At 32.8% G+C, this 21,610-nt stretch carries 20 protein-coding genes and 1 tRNA gene; 2 read left to right on the forward strand and 19 right to left on the reverse strand.

Translation table 11 applies throughout. The features are described 5' to 3' along the window. The 4 genes from ACKI5C_RS08710 to ACKI5C_RS08725 all read right to left on the reverse strand — a co-directional run. On the reverse strand, positions 1 to 1,659 hold a 1,659-nt coding region (locus ACKI5C_RS08710), incomplete at its 3' end, for a heavy metal translocating P-type ATPase (protein WP_407432751.1). Positions 1,660 to 2,101: 442 nt separating this feature from the next. Next, positions 2,102 to 2,227 (reverse strand): hypothetical protein, encoded by a 126-nt coding sequence (locus ACKI5C_RS08715; protein ID WP_407432752.1) that lies wholly within the window; start codon positions 2,225 to 2,227, stop codon positions 2,102 to 2,104. Positions 2,228 to 2,239: 12 nt separating this feature from the next. Further along, positions 2,240 to 3,364: a TIGR04083 family peptide-modifying radical SAM enzyme gene (locus tag ACKI5C_RS08720; protein WP_407432753.1), complete on the reverse strand. Its 1,125-nt coding sequence runs from the start codon at positions 3,362 to 3,364 to the stop codon at positions 2,240 to 2,242. Between the two features lies 1 nt (position 3,365). After that, on the reverse strand, positions 3,366 to 3,575 hold the full coding sequence (locus ACKI5C_RS08725) for a TIGR04165 family Cys-rich peptide (RefSeq protein WP_296798137.1): 210 nt from the start codon (positions 3,573 to 3,575) through the stop codon (positions 3,366 to 3,368). 185 nt (positions 3,576 to 3,760) lie between these two features. Between ACKI5C_RS08725 and ACKI5C_RS08730 the strand changes: the two genes are divergently transcribed. Then, positions 3,761 to 3,919: a hypothetical protein gene (locus tag ACKI5C_RS08730; protein WP_407432754.1), complete on the forward strand. Its 159-nt coding sequence runs from the start codon at positions 3,761 to 3,763 to the stop codon at positions 3,917 to 3,919. Here ACKI5C_RS08730 and ACKI5C_RS08735 read toward each other — a convergent pair. The 5 genes from ACKI5C_RS08735 to ACKI5C_RS08755 all read right to left on the reverse strand — a co-directional run bounded on the left by ACKI5C_RS08735 (position 3,916) and on the right by ACKI5C_RS08755 (position 7,647). Then, on the reverse strand, positions 3,916 to 5,139 hold the full coding sequence (locus ACKI5C_RS08735; protein WP_407432755.1) for an aldo/keto reductase: 1,224 nt from the start codon (positions 5,137 to 5,139) through the stop codon (positions 3,916 to 3,918). The genes ACKI5C_RS08730 and ACKI5C_RS08735 overlap by 4 nt on opposite strands. Before the next feature lie 60 nt (positions 5,140 to 5,199). Next, a complete protein-coding gene (gene galU / locus ACKI5C_RS08740) occupies positions 5,200 to 6,054 on the reverse strand; it encodes a UTP--glucose-1-phosphate uridylyltransferase GalU (RefSeq protein ID WP_407432756.1) in 855 nt (284 codons plus the stop codon). Between the two features lie 86 nt (positions 6,055 to 6,140). Next, positions 6,141 to 6,224: transfer RNA gene (locus tag ACKI5C_RS08745), tRNA-Leu, on the reverse strand. A gap of 57 nt (positions 6,225 to 6,281) precedes the next feature. Then, positions 6,282 to 6,698, reverse strand: a complete 417-nt coding sequence (locus ACKI5C_RS08750) for a DUF371 domain-containing protein (RefSeq protein WP_407432757.1) — start codon at positions 6,696 to 6,698, stop codon at positions 6,282 to 6,284. A 19-nt stretch (positions 6,699 to 6,717) separates the two neighbouring features. Next, entirely contained in the window at positions 6,718 to 7,647 is a 930-nt protein-coding gene (locus ACKI5C_RS08755; RefSeq protein WP_407432758.1) for a tetratricopeptide repeat protein, read from the reverse strand. Between the two features lie 170 nt (positions 7,648 to 7,817). On the opposite strand from ACKI5C_RS08755, the gene ACKI5C_RS08760 reads away from it, so the two are divergent. Beyond that, a complete protein-coding gene (locus ACKI5C_RS08760; RefSeq protein WP_407432759.1) occupies positions 7,818 to 8,243 on the forward strand; it encodes a GIY-YIG nuclease family protein in 426 nt (141 codons plus the stop codon). Here the strand turns inward: ACKI5C_RS08760 and ACKI5C_RS08765 are convergent. From ACKI5C_RS08765 to ACKI5C_RS08810, 10 genes are all read right to left on the reverse strand, one after another. Continuing rightward, complete coding sequence (locus ACKI5C_RS08765) at positions 8,215 to 8,697, reverse strand: hypothetical protein (protein WP_407432760.1); 483 nt, start codon at positions 8,695 to 8,697, stop codon at positions 8,215 to 8,217. The two genes, ACKI5C_RS08760 and ACKI5C_RS08765, sit on opposite strands and share 29 nt — an antisense overlap. A 5-nt stretch (positions 8,698 to 8,702) precedes the next feature. Next, entirely contained in the window at positions 8,703 to 10,250 is a 1,548-nt protein-coding gene (locus tag ACKI5C_RS08770; protein WP_407432761.1) for a helicase HerA-like domain-containing protein, read from the reverse strand. Between the two features lie 4 nt (positions 10,251 to 10,254). Beyond that, a complete protein-coding gene (locus ACKI5C_RS08775; protein WP_407432762.1) occupies positions 10,255 to 12,837 on the reverse strand; it encodes a DUF5814 domain-containing protein in 2,583 nt (860 codons plus the stop codon). 398 nt (positions 12,838 to 13,235) lie between these two features. Further along, on the reverse strand, positions 13,236 to 14,006 hold the full coding sequence (locus tag ACKI5C_RS08780) for a TMEM175 family protein (protein ID WP_407432763.1): 771 nt from the start codon (positions 14,004 to 14,006) through the stop codon (positions 13,236 to 13,238). 111 nt (positions 14,007 to 14,117) lie between these two features. Continuing rightward, entirely contained in the window at positions 14,118 to 14,936 is an 819-nt protein-coding gene (locus tag ACKI5C_RS08785; protein WP_407432769.1) for a DUF368 domain-containing protein, read from the reverse strand. A 291-nt stretch (positions 14,937 to 15,227) separates the two neighbouring features. Then, positions 15,228 to 18,110: an excinuclease ABC subunit UvrA gene (gene uvrA / locus ACKI5C_RS08790; protein WP_407432764.1), complete on the reverse strand. Its 2,883-nt coding sequence runs from the start codon at positions 18,108 to 18,110 to the stop codon at positions 15,228 to 15,230. Positions 18,111 to 18,274: 164 nt separating this feature from the next. Further along, on the reverse strand, positions 18,275 to 18,916 hold the full coding sequence (locus ACKI5C_RS08795; RefSeq protein WP_407432765.1) for a YczE/YyaS/YitT family protein: 642 nt from the start codon (positions 18,914 to 18,916) through the stop codon (positions 18,275 to 18,277). 62 nt (positions 18,917 to 18,978) lie between these two features. Further along, a complete protein-coding gene (uvrB, locus tag ACKI5C_RS08800) occupies positions 18,979 to 20,940 on the reverse strand; it encodes an excinuclease ABC subunit UvrB (RefSeq protein WP_407432766.1) in 1,962 nt (653 codons plus the stop codon). A 5-nt stretch (positions 20,941 to 20,945) separates the two neighbouring features. After that, positions 20,946 to 21,236: a hypothetical protein gene (locus ACKI5C_RS08805; protein WP_407432767.1), complete on the reverse strand. Its 291-nt coding sequence runs from the start codon at positions 21,234 to 21,236 to the stop codon at positions 20,946 to 20,948. A 1-nt stretch (position 21,237) separates the two neighbouring features. Next, on the reverse strand, positions 21,238 to 21,610 hold a 373-nt coding region (locus ACKI5C_RS08810; RefSeq protein WP_407432768.1), incomplete at its 5' end, for a phosphoribosyltransferase family protein.

Below are 21,610 nucleotides of genomic sequence, written 5' to 3' on the forward strand. Positions count from 1 at the left end.
TTTCTTAAGATATGGTATTTTAGAGATATCATCACCTAAAAGTGCGATGTCTGCTGCATCAATAGCTACATCACTGCCCATTGATCCCATGGCAACACTAACATTTGCCGTCTTAAGTGCAGGTGCATCATTAACACCGTCTCCAACCATACAAACATTTTCACCGTTTTGCTGGTATTTTTCTATCCATTCCAATTTCTCTTCAGGAAGCAGATTACCATGAACTTCTCCAATTCCGACTTTACCTGCAAAATAATTGGCAGTCTGTGTATTGTCTCCCGTAAGCAAAACAGTTTTAGTCTTAATATCATGAAGCGCACTAATCATTTGAGATGCATCTTCACGAATCATATCCGATAATGCTATAACACCGACAATCTTATTGTCCTGAGCTACTATTACCGTTGCCTTACCTTCGCTTTTAAGCCTGTCCATCACTTCATCAACATCATCATCGATTCCATTTTCACTTAAAAATTTAAGATTGCCTGCATAAAATTTATTGGAATTTATATCACATGATACTCCCAGACCAGGAAACATTTCAAAGTTTTCCACTTCATTTATTTGAATGTTTTCATTTTTAGCCTTGGAAACAATTGCTTTAGCTAAAGGATGTTCGCTTAAACTTTCACAAGAAGCGGTTAAAGATAATAATTCATCTTCAGACATTCCAAATGGAATAATATCTGATACTACAAGATTACCATATGTTAATGTACCAGTTTTATCGAATACTAATGTATTTAAAGCTCCTAATGTCTCTAAAGCTTCACCAGATTTAATCAAAACACCATACTTTGTTGCCTGACCAATAGCGGCCATGATGGCAGTTGGAGTAGCAAGAATTAATGCACATGGACAGAATACTACCAAAACAGTAACTCCACGTTCAATATTACCTGTTACAAGCCATGCAGCAATAGCAATCAATAATGCAACAGGAACCAGCCATGTTGCCCATTTGTCTGCAATTCTTTGGGTTGGCGCTTGTTTTTCATCAGCCGCTTTAACCAAATCTATTAATTTTTGTAGAGAGGAATCATCAGATAAGCTTGTAGCTTCGATGTCTATAGCACCAAACATATTGGTAGTTCCGCAATATACCTCATCACCAATGCTTTTGTCTATCGGCAATGATTCACCAGTCATTACAGATTGATCTATTGAGCTTGTACCATTAATTATCTGTCCATCGACGGGAATTTTTTCACCAGGCAATATCCTCAAGTTATCTCCTAGTTTAACCTCGCTTGCAGGTATTTCCTCACCAGTAGTGAGCCTTGCAGTTTGCGGAGTCAAATCAATTAAATTTTTCAATCCTTTTTTAGCTCTTTCAACTGTCCAGTCCTCTAAAAGAGCACCTAATGCCATAATCCATGCTACTTCTCCTGCTGCAAAAATTTCTCCAATCAATAGGGAAGCAACCATAGCTATTGCAATTAATAATGCAGATGAAATCCATTTTTCACGAACCAGTCTAGTTATGGCCAGTAAGAGCATAGGAATTCCGCTTATTATTACTGTTCCCCATGCCGGATTTAGATAAATTGGTGTGTCAATTTGAAAAATCATGAAAATTATGGCAATTAACAGAAATATACCAGAAATTATTGTCATTTTCAGTCCAAATAGATAGTCAGTTATTTCATCAATCATGTCTAAAACCTCAAAAGTATTACTTTTTTTGAATTCATTTATATATCCAGTATTACTGAAAAATTTTTTAATGAAAATCCCAACATTGAAAGATCATTAAAAAAAATAAATTCAGTCGGAATATAAAGTATTACTCACAGCCAAAAAGTATTACTTTTTTTGAATTCATTTATATACCCAGTATTACTATTTGTACTTTCAACTATAAAAGTATTACATTTTTTGAATTCATTTATATACTAAATATTACTAAAAAAAGCAATTTAAAGAATTTATTGTTTTTTCAAGTATTTCACATAGAATTTTCTTTTTTAATTTAATGGAGAATTGTAAATTGTAGTTTTAAAAAAAAAATAGAAATAACCAATCTTTTGAAAAACACTTTTTAATCTAAATATTTAAAAGAATACCTCAACTTTCGAAGTTGAGGTGTTCAATAGAATTATTCATCTTCAGCCTTTTTGAAGTTCTGACATTGTTTAACATCCAATAGCTGATGTTCATTAAGTTTACAAATAATCTTGTAATCCTTCTTCAATTCCAAAAACTTGCATTTGTCACAAATCATATTAACACCCCATCATTTCATTGCCAAATCCATAATGCTGAATGGTTCACCTTCTTTTCTAGGAGCTGGTTCTCCCATTCCAAAAGCGGATTTTGCAAATTCCTTATTCATTCTCTTTGAAACTTCACCAAATATTATTTTATAAGCATCACATTGAGGATCAACCGCCTGAGGAGTATGATGTGCAACAATTGCATTATAAGGACATCCACCTTCACAATATTTAACATATCTGCACTTTTTACAATTTTCATCAACATAGTCCCTGAATTCCTGAAGTTTTGACCAAGCATCAGACTCTTTCAAATCATCAAAGCTTGGATTTGCAGAAACGTTACCTAAAACATACTCGGGCATTCCAACAAACCTATAACATGGATAAATTGAACCATCAGAACCAACAGCTAATGTTGTTCCAATGCAATCGGCAAATGTACAGAGTGTTCCTCTTCTTCTTAAGCTGGATTTTGCAATATGGTCCAAATCCATGATTGAGAATTTATCCAAATCATAAAGATACTTGTCTAACCAATCGACAAGAAGCTTACCGTGTTCTTCCTGATTTAGTGCCCATGGATCTGCATTATCCCCCCTTAATGATGGAAGAGCTGCATGAATCTTTAAACTCATTTGTTCACTCTTAAAGAATTCATAGAGTTCATCGGAAAAATCTTTTGAATAATCGGTAACCGTTAAAACAAAGTTGATTATTAAGCCTTTTGATTTGGCAAGCTCATATCTAGACATTGTTTTATCAAAGTAACCGTCTCCCCTTTGATAATCGTTAATTTCTTTTGGCCCGTCAATACTTGTACTTACAACAACATTATATTTTACAAATAAATCTATTAATTCATCAGTTAAAAGCCAAATATTACTCTGAAGGGAAAATCCGTCTAAATTTTCAAGCTTGGACAATTTTTCCAAAGCCTCTTTATAAAAATCATATCCTGCAAGAAGCGGTTCGCCTCCATGGAAAGTGAAATGAACCTTGTCATCCCTAAAATCGGCTAACCAGTCAATAATTTGATCAATAATTTCGATATCCATCATTTCTTTTTTACTTTCAGAACCCCAACAATATTTACAATTAGATGGACAATTGAGTGTAGGGATAATCATTACATGAAATGTCATTTTAACCATATATTTTATTTAATTCCCTTAACAATTTCTTTTTCTCATCTTCATCCATATCCTCATTTACAAAGAAGATATAGCCGCATTCTTCACACTTTACAGTTTCCATTTCTGCATGTGCACGATGATTGTCTAACATTTTTCTATGAGCTATTTTATCTTTAGAACCGCATTTTGGACATGGAGCCAATAATTCTTCCAGTTTCATTTTCTCACCTATATAGTAAAATTGAACTTTAAAATATATTAAAGTTATTAACCAAAAAAATAAATTCTATGTTTTAGTAAAAACAATTTTTATCAATGCCGACAATATTTATCAGTGGCTTCAACAAGCTTTAAATAGAATTTAATGATATAAAAACTATTAATTAATAAAATCAAGTGATAACCATGCCATATGATTACTATGATTATTTTTTAGAAAAAAGAAATAATCAAATTTTTACAGAAACTTCAAATATCATCAGACAGAAATTCTGGCGGGAAAGTTATGATGTTGTTGAATCTCAGGAATGGGAAGAAACAAGCGATAAGATAAGAAAAAATTAACGGTTTAATAGCTTAACAACCCTTCTATAAATTGGAAATCCAACATGTTCAACAAATGTTAATGCATATTTCATTCCAGGCATTTCAAATTCTTTTTTTACTTTTTCTAATTCAGAAATGATATCCAATTTTTGAGGACATTTTCTCAGGCATCTGCCACAGCCGTTACATTTGCCTGCATTTCCAGAACTGCCCATTATCCCACCGACATACTGATAATAATCCATAAAAGATGGATTTATAAAGCCTTTATGATTAAACAAATATTTTTCATTATAGATTTTCATGCATTCGGGAATGTTAACTCCCTGCGGACAAGGCATACAGTAGCCACATGTGGAGCAGTTGATTTTTAAAGAATTCCTCATAACCCTTTTAACAAGCTCAACAGTTTCCAAATCTTCAAAACTCATAGATAATGGTGTAGTTTTATGAGCAATTTCTAAATTTTCATCAAGCTGTTCAAAAGAATTCATTCCAGACAAAACACATGTAACATTACTATTATTTAAAACCCATTCCATTGCCCATTGAGCATTACTCTTATTTGGATTTGCTTTTTTGAATATTTCTTCAGCTTTATCAGGCATTTTTCCTGCAAGTATACCTCCTTTCAAAGGTTCCATTATAAAAATACCCATATCCTTTGAAGCAGCATATTCAATACCCTCAACACTGGCCTGAATATTCTCATCAAAATAATTATACTGGACCATTACCACATCCCAATCGTAAGCATCGATTAAAGTAGGAAATTCATCTTTAGGTCCATGATAAGAAAAACCGACATGTTTGATTTTTCCTTCGCTTTGGGCTTTCTTTAAAAATTTAGCCAAATCTTTCTTAAAAAGTCGATTCATTGCTTTTAAATCAACAGCATGAATAAGATAATAATCAATAGAATCTCTTTGAAGCCTTTTAAGTTGTTCCGCCAATATTTCTTCCATATCCTCATATTTACGAACATTAATTGTAGGCAATTTTGTGGAAAGTTTAACCTTGTCTTTGTATTCACCCTGAAGGATTTCTCCAAGAAATGTTTCGCTGTCACCATAAAGGTATGCAGTATCAATAAAATTAACGCCCTGGTCAATAGCATGATAAATTAATTCTTTGGCTTTCTGTCTATCAATCTTACCATTTTTAAGAGGCAATCTCATTGCACCAAAGCCCAATGGAAATATTTCATCTCCAGTTTTTTTAATTGACCGGTACTGCATCGAATTCACTTCCAAATAATTTTAAAAAAGTATAAAATCCCTAAGCTGATAGCTAAGGGTTTATTCACATCTGTTAATCATGCATTTCATATATTCAATTAATGCATCTTTGGACTCTTCATCATCAAGAGCAAATTCAATAGAAGTTTTTAACCATTCAAAACGGTTTCCTATATCATAGGTTTTTCCTTCAAAGGTATTACCATAAATCGCATCCAATTTTGATAAAGCATCTGTCAATTGAATTTCACCGCCGACACCAGGTTCGGTTTCATCAATATTATCAAAAATATCAGAAGTTAAAACATAACGTCCCATAATAGCCAAGTTAGACGGTGCCTGATGTGCTAAAGGTTTTTCAACAAGCTTTTCAATATTATAAACATTAGGCTCAACTTCAGTTCCCTTGATGATTCCATATCTTTCGACTTTATTCAATGGAACCTCTTCAAGAGAAATAGCTGATGCATCATATTTTTCATAAACATCAATTAACTGTTTAGTACATGGAGTAGGACCTTTAGTAATTGAATCTCCTAAAAGTACTGCAAATGCTTCTCCACCTATATGTTTTTTAGCACAGTAAATTGCATCACCAAGCCCTTTTTGCTCTTTTTGCCTTACATAACAAATATCAGCCAAATCTGTAATTGCACGAACTTGTTTTAAACGGTCATCTTTACCTGCACTTTGTAAAGTCTGTTCAAGTTCAAAAGATTTATCAAAATGATCTTCAATAGAACGTTTATTTCTACCGGTTACGATTAAAATATCATCGATACCTGAAGCTACCGCTTCTTCAATAACATATTGAATAGTTGGTTTATCATAAACAGGTAACATTTCTTTAGGTTGAGCTTTCGTAGCAGGTAAAAATCTTGTACCGAAACCTGCTGCAGGAATAACTGCTTTCATATTTTATCACCATTTATTAATTATATAAATATAAGTCTAAACTTTAAAACATAAATAGTTAATCAAAAAAAGTAAATTCAAAATAGTGCGGGGGACGGGACTTGAACCCGCGAAGGGACTAACCCACTAGGCCCTCAACCTAGCGCCTTTGACCGCTCGACCACCCCCGCATAAAACAAAAGTGGTTATTAATAAATATGTTTTTAATGATTATATATAGTTAACTATTATTCAATGATTTTAATAGTAACTTCAAGAACCTCTTCATTTTTCAAATCATTAATCAAATCAGAATTAAGATCACGGGCAGCCTTTGTGGATTTTATCATCAATGTTCGAGGACATGTAAAATCACTGGTTCTGCAAACAATATCTGTAGGATGGGTTAAAGTCAAATCTTCATGACCAAAACCAATAATTTCATCATGAGCATTAGGAGTATCCAGTAAAACTAAAATCCTAGTATTAGAATCAGCAATTTTATCTTTGAACTCCTGCGGAAAATCCAACATTGAGTCATCCATATCCACACCGATTATGCAATCTGCAGTTGGCCCAATTTCCAAATCTTTTGTTATCTCAAAGGTAGACTTATGAAGAGAAGATACATTCTTGTGACCTTTTGATTTAATCTTAAATTCCATATGAATATATCTATTTTAACTAGTTTTTATTAATTGCCTTCAAGTCATTTATGAAATCCAAAAAAATATCCGAATTTGCAATACCTCCACTGTGAGGATTCAGCTTAAAAGCTTTCACATAAGTTTCATATGCTTCATCATATTTAAATAAATTCAAATAACAGGATGCCTTATCAAATAAATAGCAGTCAACATTAGAATCAATGGACAACGCTTTATCAAAATAATCTAAGGCATTTTCATACTTCCCATATTCCATGAAAATTTTTGCCTTTAAATACCATGAATAAGAAACATCCGGATTTAACTCAAGTGATTTAGTTACATTCATTAAAGCCTCATCAAAATGCTTTGTTTCATATAATGCATCTGCTTTAAGCATATATGCCTGAGGATATTCAAAAGAATCATTTAATACTTCATCCAATATTTCCAGAGATTCATCATATCTCTCCATCGTGTTTAAATATTGCACTTTAAATAGTTTTATATCATTGTTTTGAGAATCTATTTCCAGAAGCCTGTCGAGACATTCATAAGCAGCATCCTGTTCATCAAGCCTAATTAATGCAACGGACTTGAAGCTCAATGCCAATGTATTTTCATCATCTATCTTCAATACCTCATTATAGCATTCTATAGCTTTAATATAGTTTTTCAAAATTAGATAACAGTTTCCCTTAATATTTAAAATAAAAGGATCTTTTTCATCTTTCAAATTTTCATCACACAATTTTATAGCTTCCCGATAAACTTCATAAGCTTCATCTTTTTTATCAAGCCTTAAATAACATTGAGCTTTACTCATTAGAAGCAAAGGATCATCTATTTCAATAGAATCCAAATTATTTATACATTCAAGTGCATCGCCATATTTTCTTGTACTGATGTAGGACAACACATTATCAAGGACATCAATCTTTTCATCACCATATTCATAATAATTCATAAATTTCACCAATACCAATTAATATAAGTTATTTTATAAAATATAGTTTTTAAATTTATCTATTATAAATTTAAACAATATTACTTCCTTAAATTAAAAAAATAAAGTCATATAAATATTTATCACAAATTGTAAAAATGATATAAGATTGAAAAAACAATACTAAAATAATGAAAGGTTGCTACTGTCTGGTCATTGAAGTCGAAACCAGCAAAAAATTAAAAATAGGAAAAAGACTCAAAATTGATTTTAAACCCGGCCATTATGTTTATATCGGATCTGCAATGAACAATCTAGAGAATCGTGTAAAAAGACACCTGTCCAAATACAAAAAACTTCACTGGCATGTTGATTACTTGCTGAAACATAGCGAAATTGTTGAAGTAATATATAATCTTGACAAAAAGGTGGAATGTGAACTGGCTTTGAAATTAAGTGAAAAAAATGAGTATGTTAAGGATTTCGGCTGCAGCGACTGTGATTGTGAAAGTCACCTGTTTTACTTTAAAAATAGAAAAGAAGCTATTGAAGAAGTAATCAATGCTTACGACTCAATAGCATGTCCATTTAGAACTGGTATTTCTGACTTTTCTTGAACTTATATGAAATATCAAAAGTATTTAGGGCAATCCTTCGCAATTCATCAATGTTACACTCAGCAATTTCAGCCCATTTATTTTCCAGTTCTTTAATTTCAGACAATATTTGACTGCCATATTCCGTTAAGACAACATCATAGGGCAAGTCATCAACATCCAAAATTTCAACCAAATTCTTTTTAGCCAATTTTTCATATCTTTTGAGATATAATTTTGAATGCAATTTAAAATGTTTATCATCATCTGAAATTTTTGCATATTGCCTTACTCGAACCTTCCTGTGATGTTTTTTACTGTGTTTAGCTACATTCTTCAATAACTTTATCTGACTTTCGTGAAGATGTATGCTTAAATTACTTCTAACATAGCTGATTTTGGATTCATATATTATATCTATTAATTTAGATGCATCTTCCATTGAGGAAATTACATCGACATGTGGGTGGGCCATATCAATCACTTCATCTGTCCGAATAGTCCCCTCATGATACCTTTGGTTACTTCACGTGCAACAGTATTTGCTGCAGTTGATGCTGCTCTTTCAACAGCCACCTGTTGGGCAGTCTTTTTAGTTCTTCTACCTGCAGGTTGTCCTCCACCCAAAATACTTCCCAAATCAAATCCTCCAAGAGATGGACCTTCAGCCTGTTGAGTTTGAGGAGCCTCTTCAGGAGCTTCTTGAGGTGCTGGAGGAGTTTCAGGAGCAGGAGGTACTTCACTTTCCATATTTTCATTTTGATTAATCTTATTTGCAAGAATTTCGTAAGCGGATTCATTGTCAACAGCCTGAGAGTACTTATCCTTGAATTCAGATAAATTAATTAATTCAGCTCTCAAATCATCCCCGATTGCTCCGATATATGATTGTGGAGCTACAATATTAACCTTTTCAACAACAGTTGGAACACCCCCTTCATCCAATACGGAAACTAATGCTTCACCAATTCCCAGGTTGGAAATGACTTCTGCAGTATCGAATTCTGGATTAGCCCTGAATGTTTGTGCAGCAACTTTAACTGCTTTTTGATCTTTTGGAGTGTAAGCCCTTAAAGCATGCTGGATTCTATTACCTAACTGACCTAAAATTTCATCAGGAATATCGGCCGGAGACTGTGAAATGAAATACAGACCAACACCTTTTGAACGGATTAAACGAGTAATCTGTTCAATTTTTTTGAGGAATTCAGCACCCATACCATCAAAAATCAAATGTGCTTCATCAAAGAAAAATACAAATTTAGGTTTATCTGCATCCCCTACTTCAGGTAACTGTTCATATAAAGAAGATAACATCCAAAGTAAAAATGATGAATAAATTTCAGGAGACATAGATAATTTTTGAGCATCCAAAATGTTAATTACACCACATCCGGAATCATCAACCCTTATAAAATCATTTAAATCAAGAGCAGGTTCTCCAAAGAAATCATTTCCGCCCTGATCTTCCAGTGTAATCAGGTTTCTCAAAATTGTATTTGCTGATTTGGCTGCTATTGCACCATACATTGGTTCATAAACATCCTTATGCTCAACAACATAATTAATCATAGATTTCAAATCTTTAATATCAATAATAAGCAAAGACTCTTCATCAGCAACTTTAAATACAATGTTTAGAACTCCGCTTTGTGCTTCTGTAAGGTTTAAAATTTTGGATAACAATGTAGGACCCATTTCAGATAAAGTTACACGAACAGGCAAACCTTTCTGTCCAAATAAATCCCAAAATTCTACAGGATATGCTTTAACTTTAAAGGAATCAATTCCTTCAACCCTTTTAGCTATATTATCATTCATTTCACCAGTTTTTGCAAGACCTGAAATATCTCCTTTCATGTCTGCTAAAAATACAGGTACACCCATATCACTGAAGGATTCAGCCAAAGTTTTAAGAGTTATTGTTTTACCGGTTCCTGTTGCACCCGCAATTAAACCATGCCTATTTGCCATTTTCGGTAGTAAATAAACATCACCACCAATTAAAATTTTACCATCTACAAACATTTTATTACCCATTTTCTATTTTTTTAATTAAATAAGAAGTTTTACGTTCAATACTTTTACGATTAAATGCTTTTGCTATCCTTTTAATTGCATCTAAATTTTTGACGAAATTATCAAGCCATGAAAATATGTCTCCGGGATAAACCTGAATCTGATATTTTCTGAACAGCTTATTTGAAATGTCAACAGGATCCTTGCCTTTCAAACGCTCATGAATTATTACTTCAGAAATTCCAAGTTGCAAACATCTGCAAAATGGTCTGTCCTGACAATTGCATTTTAAAAAGTCACTTTGAAGGCGTATTAATGCATCCTGGAATTTTGAATCAAGCTTATCCAGTGCTTCACCTGAGGAAATAATATCCAAAGTTGACTCTGCAAACAGCCTAGTTGAAAACTTGATTTTCAATGCATTTGCTATTTGATTGTGAATGACTGAAGACAGATATGCATTTTCAAACAATTCCAAATCCAGAGCCATTGCAATTATTTTAACCATTAGCTTATCATATTCCTGCTTCTTCTTATACATTGGAGATAATCTAACATAATTAATCAGATAATCCCAATCGTCAAGAGCAGTTCTAATAAATTCGGCATCATCAATACTTAAAAATGATACCGAAGTAGCCCTACCATATTTAGTTATTTTAAAATCATCACTTATTAAACCTAACTCTTTCATTTCATTAGTTGCAATTTCCAAACTGATTGGAACATCAATATTTTTATAGAATTCCTTTAATTCATCAAAGCTTTTTATGGATGTTGATGAAATATCAGCTAAAATCTGTTCATAAGAACTTTCTTCATCATATTCAATGAATACATCTTCACTATTACTTTCAAGTAATTCTAATGCTTTTGATTCCTCACTTTCACCTGCAAAGTCATTTCCAACTTCCGGAAGCAAATAGACAATACCTCTGTCATGATAGCTTGGCCTTCCTGCACGACCTAACATCTGTGAAAATTCATTTGGATTAATCCATTGATTACCCATCACAAGAGAATCAAAAATTACCTGTGAAGCCGGAAAATCAACACCTGCGGCCAAAGCTGCAGTAGTAACAACAACAGATAATCTGGCCCTGTCAAAATCCTTTTCTATCTTCTCCTTTTTATAATATGATAAACCTGCATGATAAGCTGCCGCATTAATATGTTTTTCCTGTAAAAAATTAGTTATTTTGTGAGTTTTACGTCTTGAATTGGTAAATATTATGGTTTGACCCCTATATCCCTTCTTGGATTTAGTATTGAATTCCTTTTTAGCTAATTTAGCCATCAAATGACGTTTTGAAGATTCGTTTCTAACATAAACCAAGTGCCTTTCAAGAGGTACAGGCCTGTCGGGATATTCCACCAGTTTCATGTTGAATTCTTCTGCTAAAAATTGAGGATTCTTGACTGTAGCAGACAGTCCTATAATCTGGGTTGAGGGATACAAATGCTTAATTCTTTTAATCAAACCATTCAAACGAGTACCACGATCTTCATCATCAATCATATGAATTTCATCTATTAAAACTACACCCAAATTGCTTAACGTATTTGAATTTCCATTCCTAAGTAAAAAATCAATCCCCTCATATGTTGCAACAACAATATCTGCTTTTGAAACATCAGAATCAGGCAATTTTAACTCACCTTTAGCCTTTACACGATTACGACCAACCTTAATTGCCACTTTCAAACCAAGCTTTTTATATTTCTTTTTAAAATCGCGATATTTCTGATTAGCCAAAGCCACTAATGGAGTGAGGAAAATAAATTTTTTGCCTTTCAAAGCTTTTGAAATACCTGCAAGCTCACCAACCAAAGTTTTACCACTTCCCGTTGCACTTACAACAAGCAGGTCTTTTCCCTTAAGCAATCCTTCATGAATAGCCAAATATTGAACAGGCAAGAGTTTATCATTACCGTTTTCAATTAAAATATCTCTAAAATCATGATTGATTTTTAAACGCTTCATTTCGACCGCAGGAATCTTTAATTTTGACTTTGAAGATGTCCTATCAAATAAGGTTAAATCCTTATTTTTTAATGGATTAAAATGAGGGTCAATGACAGATAATGTCTTTTCTAAATCGCCAGTTTTTTCTAGAGTACTTTTAAGATTTCTAAAAATCTTTTTATCAAAACCATGAAGTTTAATCTCATTTTTAATTGTATCAAAGGCGCATTCCTTACATATTAGCTGATTATGATATTTATATGAAAAATCAGAGTTGATAATAGTAATTTTTCCATCATAAGCACAATAATCGCACACTCGAGTATATCTAACCTTAATATTTAATGATTTTAAGAAATTTTCAACCTTTTCATCATGAGTTGCAAGAAATACTGCCTGGGAACGAAGAAGTTTAATGACTTCACTCGGAGGAAGAAGTTTTTCATTTAAAGTGGAATTTTCTTTAAAATTATAATCCGCTACAAATCTAGAAATAGATAAAGAATCACCATCATTTGCAAATTTAATATTTCCTACAAATTCAGGTTCTCTTTTATGATTTAATGCACCTTTTGGTGAACCTATAGGATATAATCTCCACTGTTTTTTTATCTTCTTTAAAACTAGCATTATATTTTAATATAAATTTAATAATTAATAAAATTTGAGTTGTTGAAAAACCCACCCCCTAAAAGAGAGTGAGGATTTCTGAATTTTATTCCTATAAAAATCCTATCAGTTACTCCTCCTCATCTTCTTTAAAAGTATAATATAAAACATCAAATAAATCGTCAAACCAAAACATAATATTCCTCCAATAATTCATTAAAATAATTAACTTTTTCAAATAACAACATCACATGAATAGATTTGTTATTATGACAAATTACTTTTGATTTAATAAAGTATTGAATTAAGCACTATATAAATGTTTTCGCATGCAATTACTTGCATTAATTTAAAAAAAAACTAAAAACAAACAATAATAGTATCAAAGTATGAAAAAAATGAAAAAAAAGTATTAGGATTCATTCCTCACCGTAGATACCTTCCCGAATATTTTCAATTAAATACTTTTCTTCATCAGTCAATTCTATATTAAATAACTTATCTTTTGTTGAACGTTTCATTCTGATTATAAACCTTAAAATTAAAATCAATACAAATGACAATAAACTAGCTTGTGGAGAGAAGAATGCCAAGATAAGAGATATTATTGAACTTATAAATGGTGAGAGCAACAGATAGAATAATGTTAATACAACACCTCTAACATATAATTTTAAATTAGGTAATTCAATCCCATCATCATACGTTTTATGTATAGTCTCTTTTATTTCTTCTTTTTTCTTAAAATGCTCTGAATAATTTTCCCTAACCAATACCACAAACATTAAAATATATAATAAACTGATTACCATAACCAATAATGAGAAAAATATGTTTACAACCTTATAATTATAAAATTGAAAAATAAATCCTGTTGCAAAGGGTATTAAACAGACTGTTGCCAACGTAAGAATATTTAACGACAATACATTATTGCTCACTTTTTTAAAATTAAAAAGAATAACCGTATTTTCCCAAAAATTATATACAATATAGAAACTTAAGAAATATATTAAAATAGATGGAAGCAGATAATTTACGAAATATTCATTTAAAGCAACCCCTGATGTTATGTCAGATACTGTTGGAACTGCAATTTCCAAAACAAGAATTGTCATAGCGATTGCAAAAACACCATCCGTAATTGCAACATTTCTTTCCCTAAAATTTTTAAAAATTCCATGCACCATTAATATAATTTGAGTTTTTTATTTTATTTAACTTTTTTGTGGAAAACATATCGATAAAAAGTGAAAAAATTTAACGAAATCATATTTATCTAAAAAAAAGAATGAATTTGATTACTCAATGTAATCAAATCTGGTTTCCATAACTATAATAATTACAAAGGCAATAACTGCAACGATTAAACATGGCAATAAAGCGGAAACGTTTAAAGCTGTGGCCTTGACTATTTCAACACCAGGAACTCTAAGTGATCCAAGCATAACACCTATAAGAAATGCCATTGTTACTTCTTCATAATTTTTAAGTAAATAATTTAATATTTTTGAAAATCCTAGAATACCTATTAATGCACCCACTATAAAAACAATTATTTCTGTGAAATGAAGTTGATGAAGGGCATTCAACATGTATTTGTATTGTCCAAGCAATAATAATAAAAAGGACCCTGAAACACCAGGCAAAATCATAGCACAAATTGCAATCATTCCTGAAAAAAACAAAACAATTAAAGAATGATTAGCAGCTATTGGATTTAAGCTGACGAACATATAAGTTAAAATACAACCGATTGCTGCAAATATTATGCAAGTTAAACTGATTTTATTGAGTTTTTTAAATAATACCACAGCAGAAGCTATAATTAAACCTAAGAAGAATGAAAATGTTAATGCAGTATGAACATCCATACAATAGGTAACCACTTTAGCCAATGTTAAAAAAGCAACTCCTATACCTAAAACCAAAGGAATTAAAAATTTAAAATCAAATTCCTCAAGCAATTTATTCCAGCTTCCTTTAAAATCCCCTTTAAATAAAGGCTTTAAAAATCCGAATCTAATATTACTGATTGCTTCAATCAAATGTCCATAAATTCCAGTTATCAATGCCATTGTTCCTCCACTAACACCCGGAACAATATCAGCGGAACCCATTAATATTCCGCGAATAAAAATTAAAAATGCTTCATAAAAATTAAAATTCACATTATCTCCTCAAATATTAATTTTATATAATCTTTATTAATAATATTTTTGTTGATTGAAAAATATCTTATTGCTTTTTAGAAACAAAATATTTAAATAATTAAAAAAATAATTTACAAACATAAGAATTCCCATACAGACAGTGTTTTATTGTGAGGCTTTGCTTCACAATGAAACATTGATGAAAAAAACTTTTTTTATATTAAAACAATTTAAAATAATAAAAAAATGCTAAAATAATCATTTAGCATCCATTAATTCTTTTGCATAAGGAGTAATATTTTCATTGAGTATTTTATCTAAAAATTCACCAGTATATGTTCCGCTTTTAGATACTTCTTCAGGAGTTCCTGTTGCAATAACACATCCTCCTCCATCTCCTCCTTCAGGACCCAGGTCAATGATGTGGTCTGCAGTTTTAATAACATCCAGGTTATGTTCAATGACAACAATTGAATTACCTGCATCAGTCAATCTGGCAAGAACATCAAGCAAACGTTTAATATCAGCAAAGTGAAGACCTGTTGTCGGTTCATCTAAAATATATAATGTATTACCTGTACTTGTTCTTGATAACTCTTTAGCCAGTTTAATTCTTTGAGCTTCACCACCAGATAATGTAGTTGCAGGCTGGCCTATCTTCATATATCCCAATCCAACATCATCCAATGTTTTAAGTTTTTTATGTATTTTTGGAATATGTTCAAAGAATTCCAATGCTTCTTCTACAGTCATTTCCAAGACTTCATAGATATTTTTACCTTTATAACGGACATCCAATGTTTCATCATTGTATCTTTTACCGCCACATACTTCACATGGAACATAAACATCAGCTAAAAAGTGCATTTCAATTTGAACAATACCGTCCCCAGAACATGCTTCACATCTTCCACCTTTAACATTAAAACTAAATCTTCCAGGTTTATATCCTCTTGCTTTGGATTCGGGAGTGTTTGCAAATAAATCACGAATATCTGTAAATACTCCAGTGTATGTTGCAGGATTGGATCTTGGTGTACGTCCAATTGGCTTTTGATCAATAGCTATGACTTTATCAATATTTTTTAATCCTTCAATTTCATCATATTTACCTGCAAAAGTAAATTTATGGGATAATTCACCTTTAGTTCCTTTATATAAAATCTCATTGATTAAACTACTTTTTCCGGAACCACTGACCCCTGTAACGCAGGTAAATTTACCCAAAGGAATTTCAACATCAATATCTTTTAGATTATTTTGTTTTGCTCCTTTGATTGTTATAAATTCACCATTTCCTTCACGGCGAGTTTTAGGAACATCTATAACTTCTTTTCTTGACAGATATCTTCCAGTAACTGAATCTTCACACATCATGATTTCCTGTGGCGTACCCTGAGTAATTACTTTACCACCATGCTCACCAGCCCCAGGACCTATATCCACCACATGGTCTGCAGACAATATTGTTTCTTCATCGTGTTCAACGACAACAACAGTATTTCCAAGATTTTTAAGCCTTTTTAATGTTCCAATTAACTTAACATTGTCTCTTTGGTGAAGACCTATACTCGGCTCATCCAAAATGTATAAAACTCCTACCAGACCGGAACCTATTTGAGTTGCCAATCTAATTCTTTGAGCTTCACCACCAGATAAGGTACCTGAAGACCTCTCCATTGACAAATAGTCAAGTCCTACATCAACAAGGAATTTTAATCTTTCTCTGATTTCTTTTAAAACTTCTTTTGCGATGAATTGTTCTCTTTCAGTTAAGTCCAAATCAAGGAAAAACTGATACGAATCCTTTATTGGAAGTTCTACAACATCAGCAATTGATTTACCCCCAACAGTAACTGCAAGGACTTCAGGACGTAACCTTTTACCGTTACAGACATGACATTTTCTGTCGCTCATGAATTTTGAAATGTATTTTCTTGAATAATTTGATTTGGTCTCAAGATATAATCTCTCCATTCTTGGAATTACTCCTTCAAATCTTCGATTGACCATGTAAGATTTGTTTCTTCTTTTAAAAGTAAATGGAATCTTGTCATTGCATCCGTATAATATAGTATCCTGATATTCCTGAGGAAGCTCATTGAATGGAACATCCATACTAAAGTTAAAGTAATTTGAAACTGCTTCAAGCATCTGATAATAGTAATTTTCTCTTTTAGCAGATTTTGACCATGGAGCAATAGCACCTTCATTCAGAGTAAAATGAGGATTTGGTACAATTAAAGCAGGATCTATTTCCATCTTTGAACCTATACCATTACATTCAGGACAGGCCCCCTGAGGAGCATTGAATGAAAACATACGTGGAGTTAACTCTTCAAAGTTTATTCCACAATCTACACAAGCAAAGTGTTCGGAGTATTTTTTCTCATATTCTCCATCGTCTGCTGTAAACAATACATTGATTAATCCCTCTGCAAATTCTGCTGCAGTTTCAAGTGAATCAACCAATCTTCTTTTAAAATCAACGTCTTTTCTGATTTTTAATCTGTCAACAACCACTTCAATATTGTGCCTGTAAGTCTTTGCAAGGTCAATATCTTCCTCCAAATCACGGATTTCACCATCAACCCTTACACGAACGAAACCTTTGTTTCTCAAATCTTCCAGGACATCCTTATGCTGACCTTTTCTATCACGGACAATTGGAGATAATATCTGAATTTTAATGCCTTCCCCCTCTTCAATTATGCTGTCCCCAATTTGACCTATAGTCTGGTGAGATATTTCACGTCCACAATTTGGACAGTGTGGAATACCTATTCTTGCAAACAATAATCTTAAATAATCATAAACTTCCGTAATGGTACCTACGGTTGACCTTGGATTTTCTCTGGTTGTTTTCTGATCGATTGAAATAGCTGGAGATAAACCTTCAATATACTCCATTTCCGGCTTTTTCATCTGACCCAAAAACTGTCTTGCATAAGCAGATAATGATTCAACATATCTACGCTGTCCTTCAGCATAAATTGTATCAAAAGCCAATGAAGACTTTCCAGAACCACTTAATCCAGTAATTACAACAAATTCATCACGAGGGATGCTAACATCAATATTTTGCAGATTATGCTCCCTAGCTCCCTTAATGACAATCTGTTTTTTAGACTCTTCCGCCATAATTAATTTCCCCAAAAATCTTAATTATAATATTTTTGTTCTATACTATATAAACTATTAGAGAGAGCATTTGACAAGAAATATCTTAAAAAAAAGAATTGATTAACACTCAAAAAAATGTTATTCAATACTATAAATAGAATATTTTTCAAATATTTCATTAATTATTCAATCAAACTGGAAATATATGGATCAAAGTAATTTTTAAGTATTTTAACGATTGGACCAATTATCAAAGCTGAAATAACTGTACCTTCACGCACTCCTGCAAGATATCCCAAAAATACAACTGACAAAATGGCCGCCATCACAACCATTGAGGTGTCGACATATGGCTTTACCTTTGAAAACTCCTTATTCAATACTTTGGCAATAGCTACAATAATACCGTCTGCAGGAAGATAGACCACTTCAGTTTGAATTTCAAGCAGTACTCCAAAAGCAACTACAACACAGCTTACAAGCAATAACAATAATTGACTTAAATAATCAGCAGGATTGATGAAATTAACAAGCATCAATGAAAAATCAACAAAAAAAGAGAAAATTGAACCTATTATAAATTGAAGATATTGTCTTTTTTCAAAATCCCTGCCTAAAAGGACAACCTGAATGAGAATGTAGATAACCGTAATTACAAACATTACTTCCCCAACACTCAATTTAACAATCAAGCTACAGACATAAGGAAGACATATTAATGGAGAAGTTCCCAAATTAGCTTTAATTGATAAGGAAGCTCCCAATGAAATAATGAATAATGAAATCAAATATATCAGATATCTGTTGATTTTTTTCCAGCCCATGATTATACTATAAATTTTTTAGATATTAACTTTTAATCTGTCGGCGCATTAATGTTAAAAAATCAGTTCTTTTCAAAACCTTTAAGTGCATATAATTTGTTTCTTAACTCAGCTGCCCGTTCAAAGTCAAGCCTTGCAGCTGCTTCTTTCATGTCACTTTCAACATCCTTAATGAGTAGTCTTAACTCATCTTTAGGCATTTTACTAATGTCTGCACCGGATGCAATCTTTTCTTCAGCTTCAGTTTTTTCTTTAAGGGTTCTTGTAGTGGATTTCGGTACAATGCCATGTTCCTCATTATATTTCATCTGGAGGAAGCGACGTTTTCTAGTGATATCAGTTGCATTTCTAACTGACTGGGTCATTTCATCCACATACATTATTACCTGACCGTTGACATTTCTTGCAGCACGGCCAATGGTTTGTATTAATGATGTCTCGTTTCTTAAAAATCCTTCCTTGTCAGCATCCAGAATGGCTACAAGAGACACTTCAGGTAAATCAAGTCCTTCCCTCAATAGGTTTACACCAACAAGAACATCAAATGTTCCCCTTCTCAAATCATCAACAATATCAATTCTTTCAAGGGTATCAATTTCGGAGTGCATATACCTTACTTTTACACCGATTTTTGCATAGTAATCAGTTAAATCCTCAGCCATTCTTTTAGTCAGTGTTGTGACAAGCACACGTTCATCCCTTTCGGCTCTCTTTTTAACTTCACCAAGCAAATCTTCAACCTGGCCTTCAACCGGCCTTATTATTACTTCAGGATCAACCAGACCTGTCGGACGAATAATCTGTTCAACAACATTTCGTGACTTTGCAAGCTCATATGGTCCAGGAGTTGCAGATACATAGATTACCTTGTCTATACTTGATTCAAACTCATCAAACCTTAAAGGCCTGTTTTCCTTTGCTGACGGCAGTCTGAATCCATATTCCACAAGGGTTTCTTTACGTGCACGGTCTCCATTATACATTCCGCGAATCTGGGGAACCGTTACATGCGATTCATCAATAATTGTTAAAAAATCATCAGGGAAATATTTTAAAAGAGAGTATGGCTTTTCTCCCCACTGACGTCCGGACAAATGCATTGAATAGTTTTCTACTCCAGGACAGTATCCCATTTCCTGAAGCATTTCAATATCAAAACGGGTTCTTTGTTCTAATCTTTGAGCTTCCAACAGTTTATTCATAGCATTTAGCTCATTCAATCTTTCATTTAATTCCGTTTTAATGTTGGCCAATGCCACATCCATTTTATCCTGTCCAACAACGAAGTGCTTTGCAGGGAAGATCATGTATCTTTGAAGGCTTTCTTTTTTCTTTCCCGTAACATTATCTATAATGCTTATTGCATCTATTTCATCACCAAAGAGTTCAATTCTTATCGGAGGCGTTCCATGAACCGGATTGATTTCAATGACATCACCCCTGACCCTGAACTGTCCTCGGTCAAATTCAATATCATTTCGCTCATATTGCATGAAAACTAGCCTTTTAATAATTTCTGAACGGTCATAGATATCGCCAACAGCTATTCCGAATGCAAATTCCCCATAGTCTTCAGGAGAACCTATACCATAAATGCAGCTTACACTACTGACAACAATAACATCATCCCTTGAAAGCAGTGACTGGGTTGCTGAGTGTCGCATCATATCAATGTCTTCATTAACAGAGGATTCTTTATCAATGAAGGTGTCCGTTCTTGGCACATATGCCTCCGGCTGATAATAATCATAATAGCTGACAAAATATTCTACCGCATTATCCGGAAAAAATTCTTTAAATTCCTCGTATAATTGCGCAGCCAAGGTCTTATTATGTGAAATAACTAAAGTTGGTTTTTGAACTTTTTCAATGACATTAGCCATTGTAAAAGTCTTTCCAGAACCGGTAACCCCTAAAAGAGTTTGTTCTTTCAGTCCATTTTTTATGCCTTCAGCTAATGAGTTAATGGCTTTTGGTTGGTCACCCAATGGTTTATATGGTGACTCCAGCTTGAATTCTTTCATACTATCTAATTTGAAATGGTAATATTAAAACTGATATGGGTGTAACTTGGAGAACAACAAGGAGTGACTCTCTGGTCCCGTATGACCAGCTGGCCATAGCCTTTCAGTTCCTTTTCAAGATCTCTCATAACATTAGGAATAACTTCAGTCCGGTAAACTTTAAGAGATCCCAGAAATACTGTTTTTGCAGCCATATTCATTACTGAAACGTTTTCAACAACGTCCATCTCATCATATTTTGCTAAAATATTATTAGATTTATCCCTTAATTCAGATTTAATCTGTTCTTTATCCATCTTAATCCCTCAATGCATCCGCAATAGCTTTTGCAATAGATACACGTGAAGTGTCAGAAGATAAACTGTTAGTTCCGATGATTTTATTAGCACCGGCAGCATAGATTCTTGTAGCACCGTTGTTTGTTAGAATCGGATGGACACAGCATACATCAATTGATGATGCTCCATATTGTTTTAGGATGTTAATTGCATTGACAATAGTTCCTCCGGTTGCAATGATATCATCAATAATAATTGCATGCATTCCTTTTACTGAATCCACATTAACGGTATTTTCACTTTCACTATCACATCTTACATCAACAATCTTAGTTTCTACTTTATCAGGGCCAAGACGGACTTTAGTTAAATAAAGTCGGATCGTAGCCATG

The sequence above is a fragment of the Methanobrevibacter sp. genome, assembly GCF_045646045.1.
GTDB lineage: Archaea > Methanobacteriota > Methanobacteria > Methanobacteriales > Methanobacteriaceae > Methanocatella.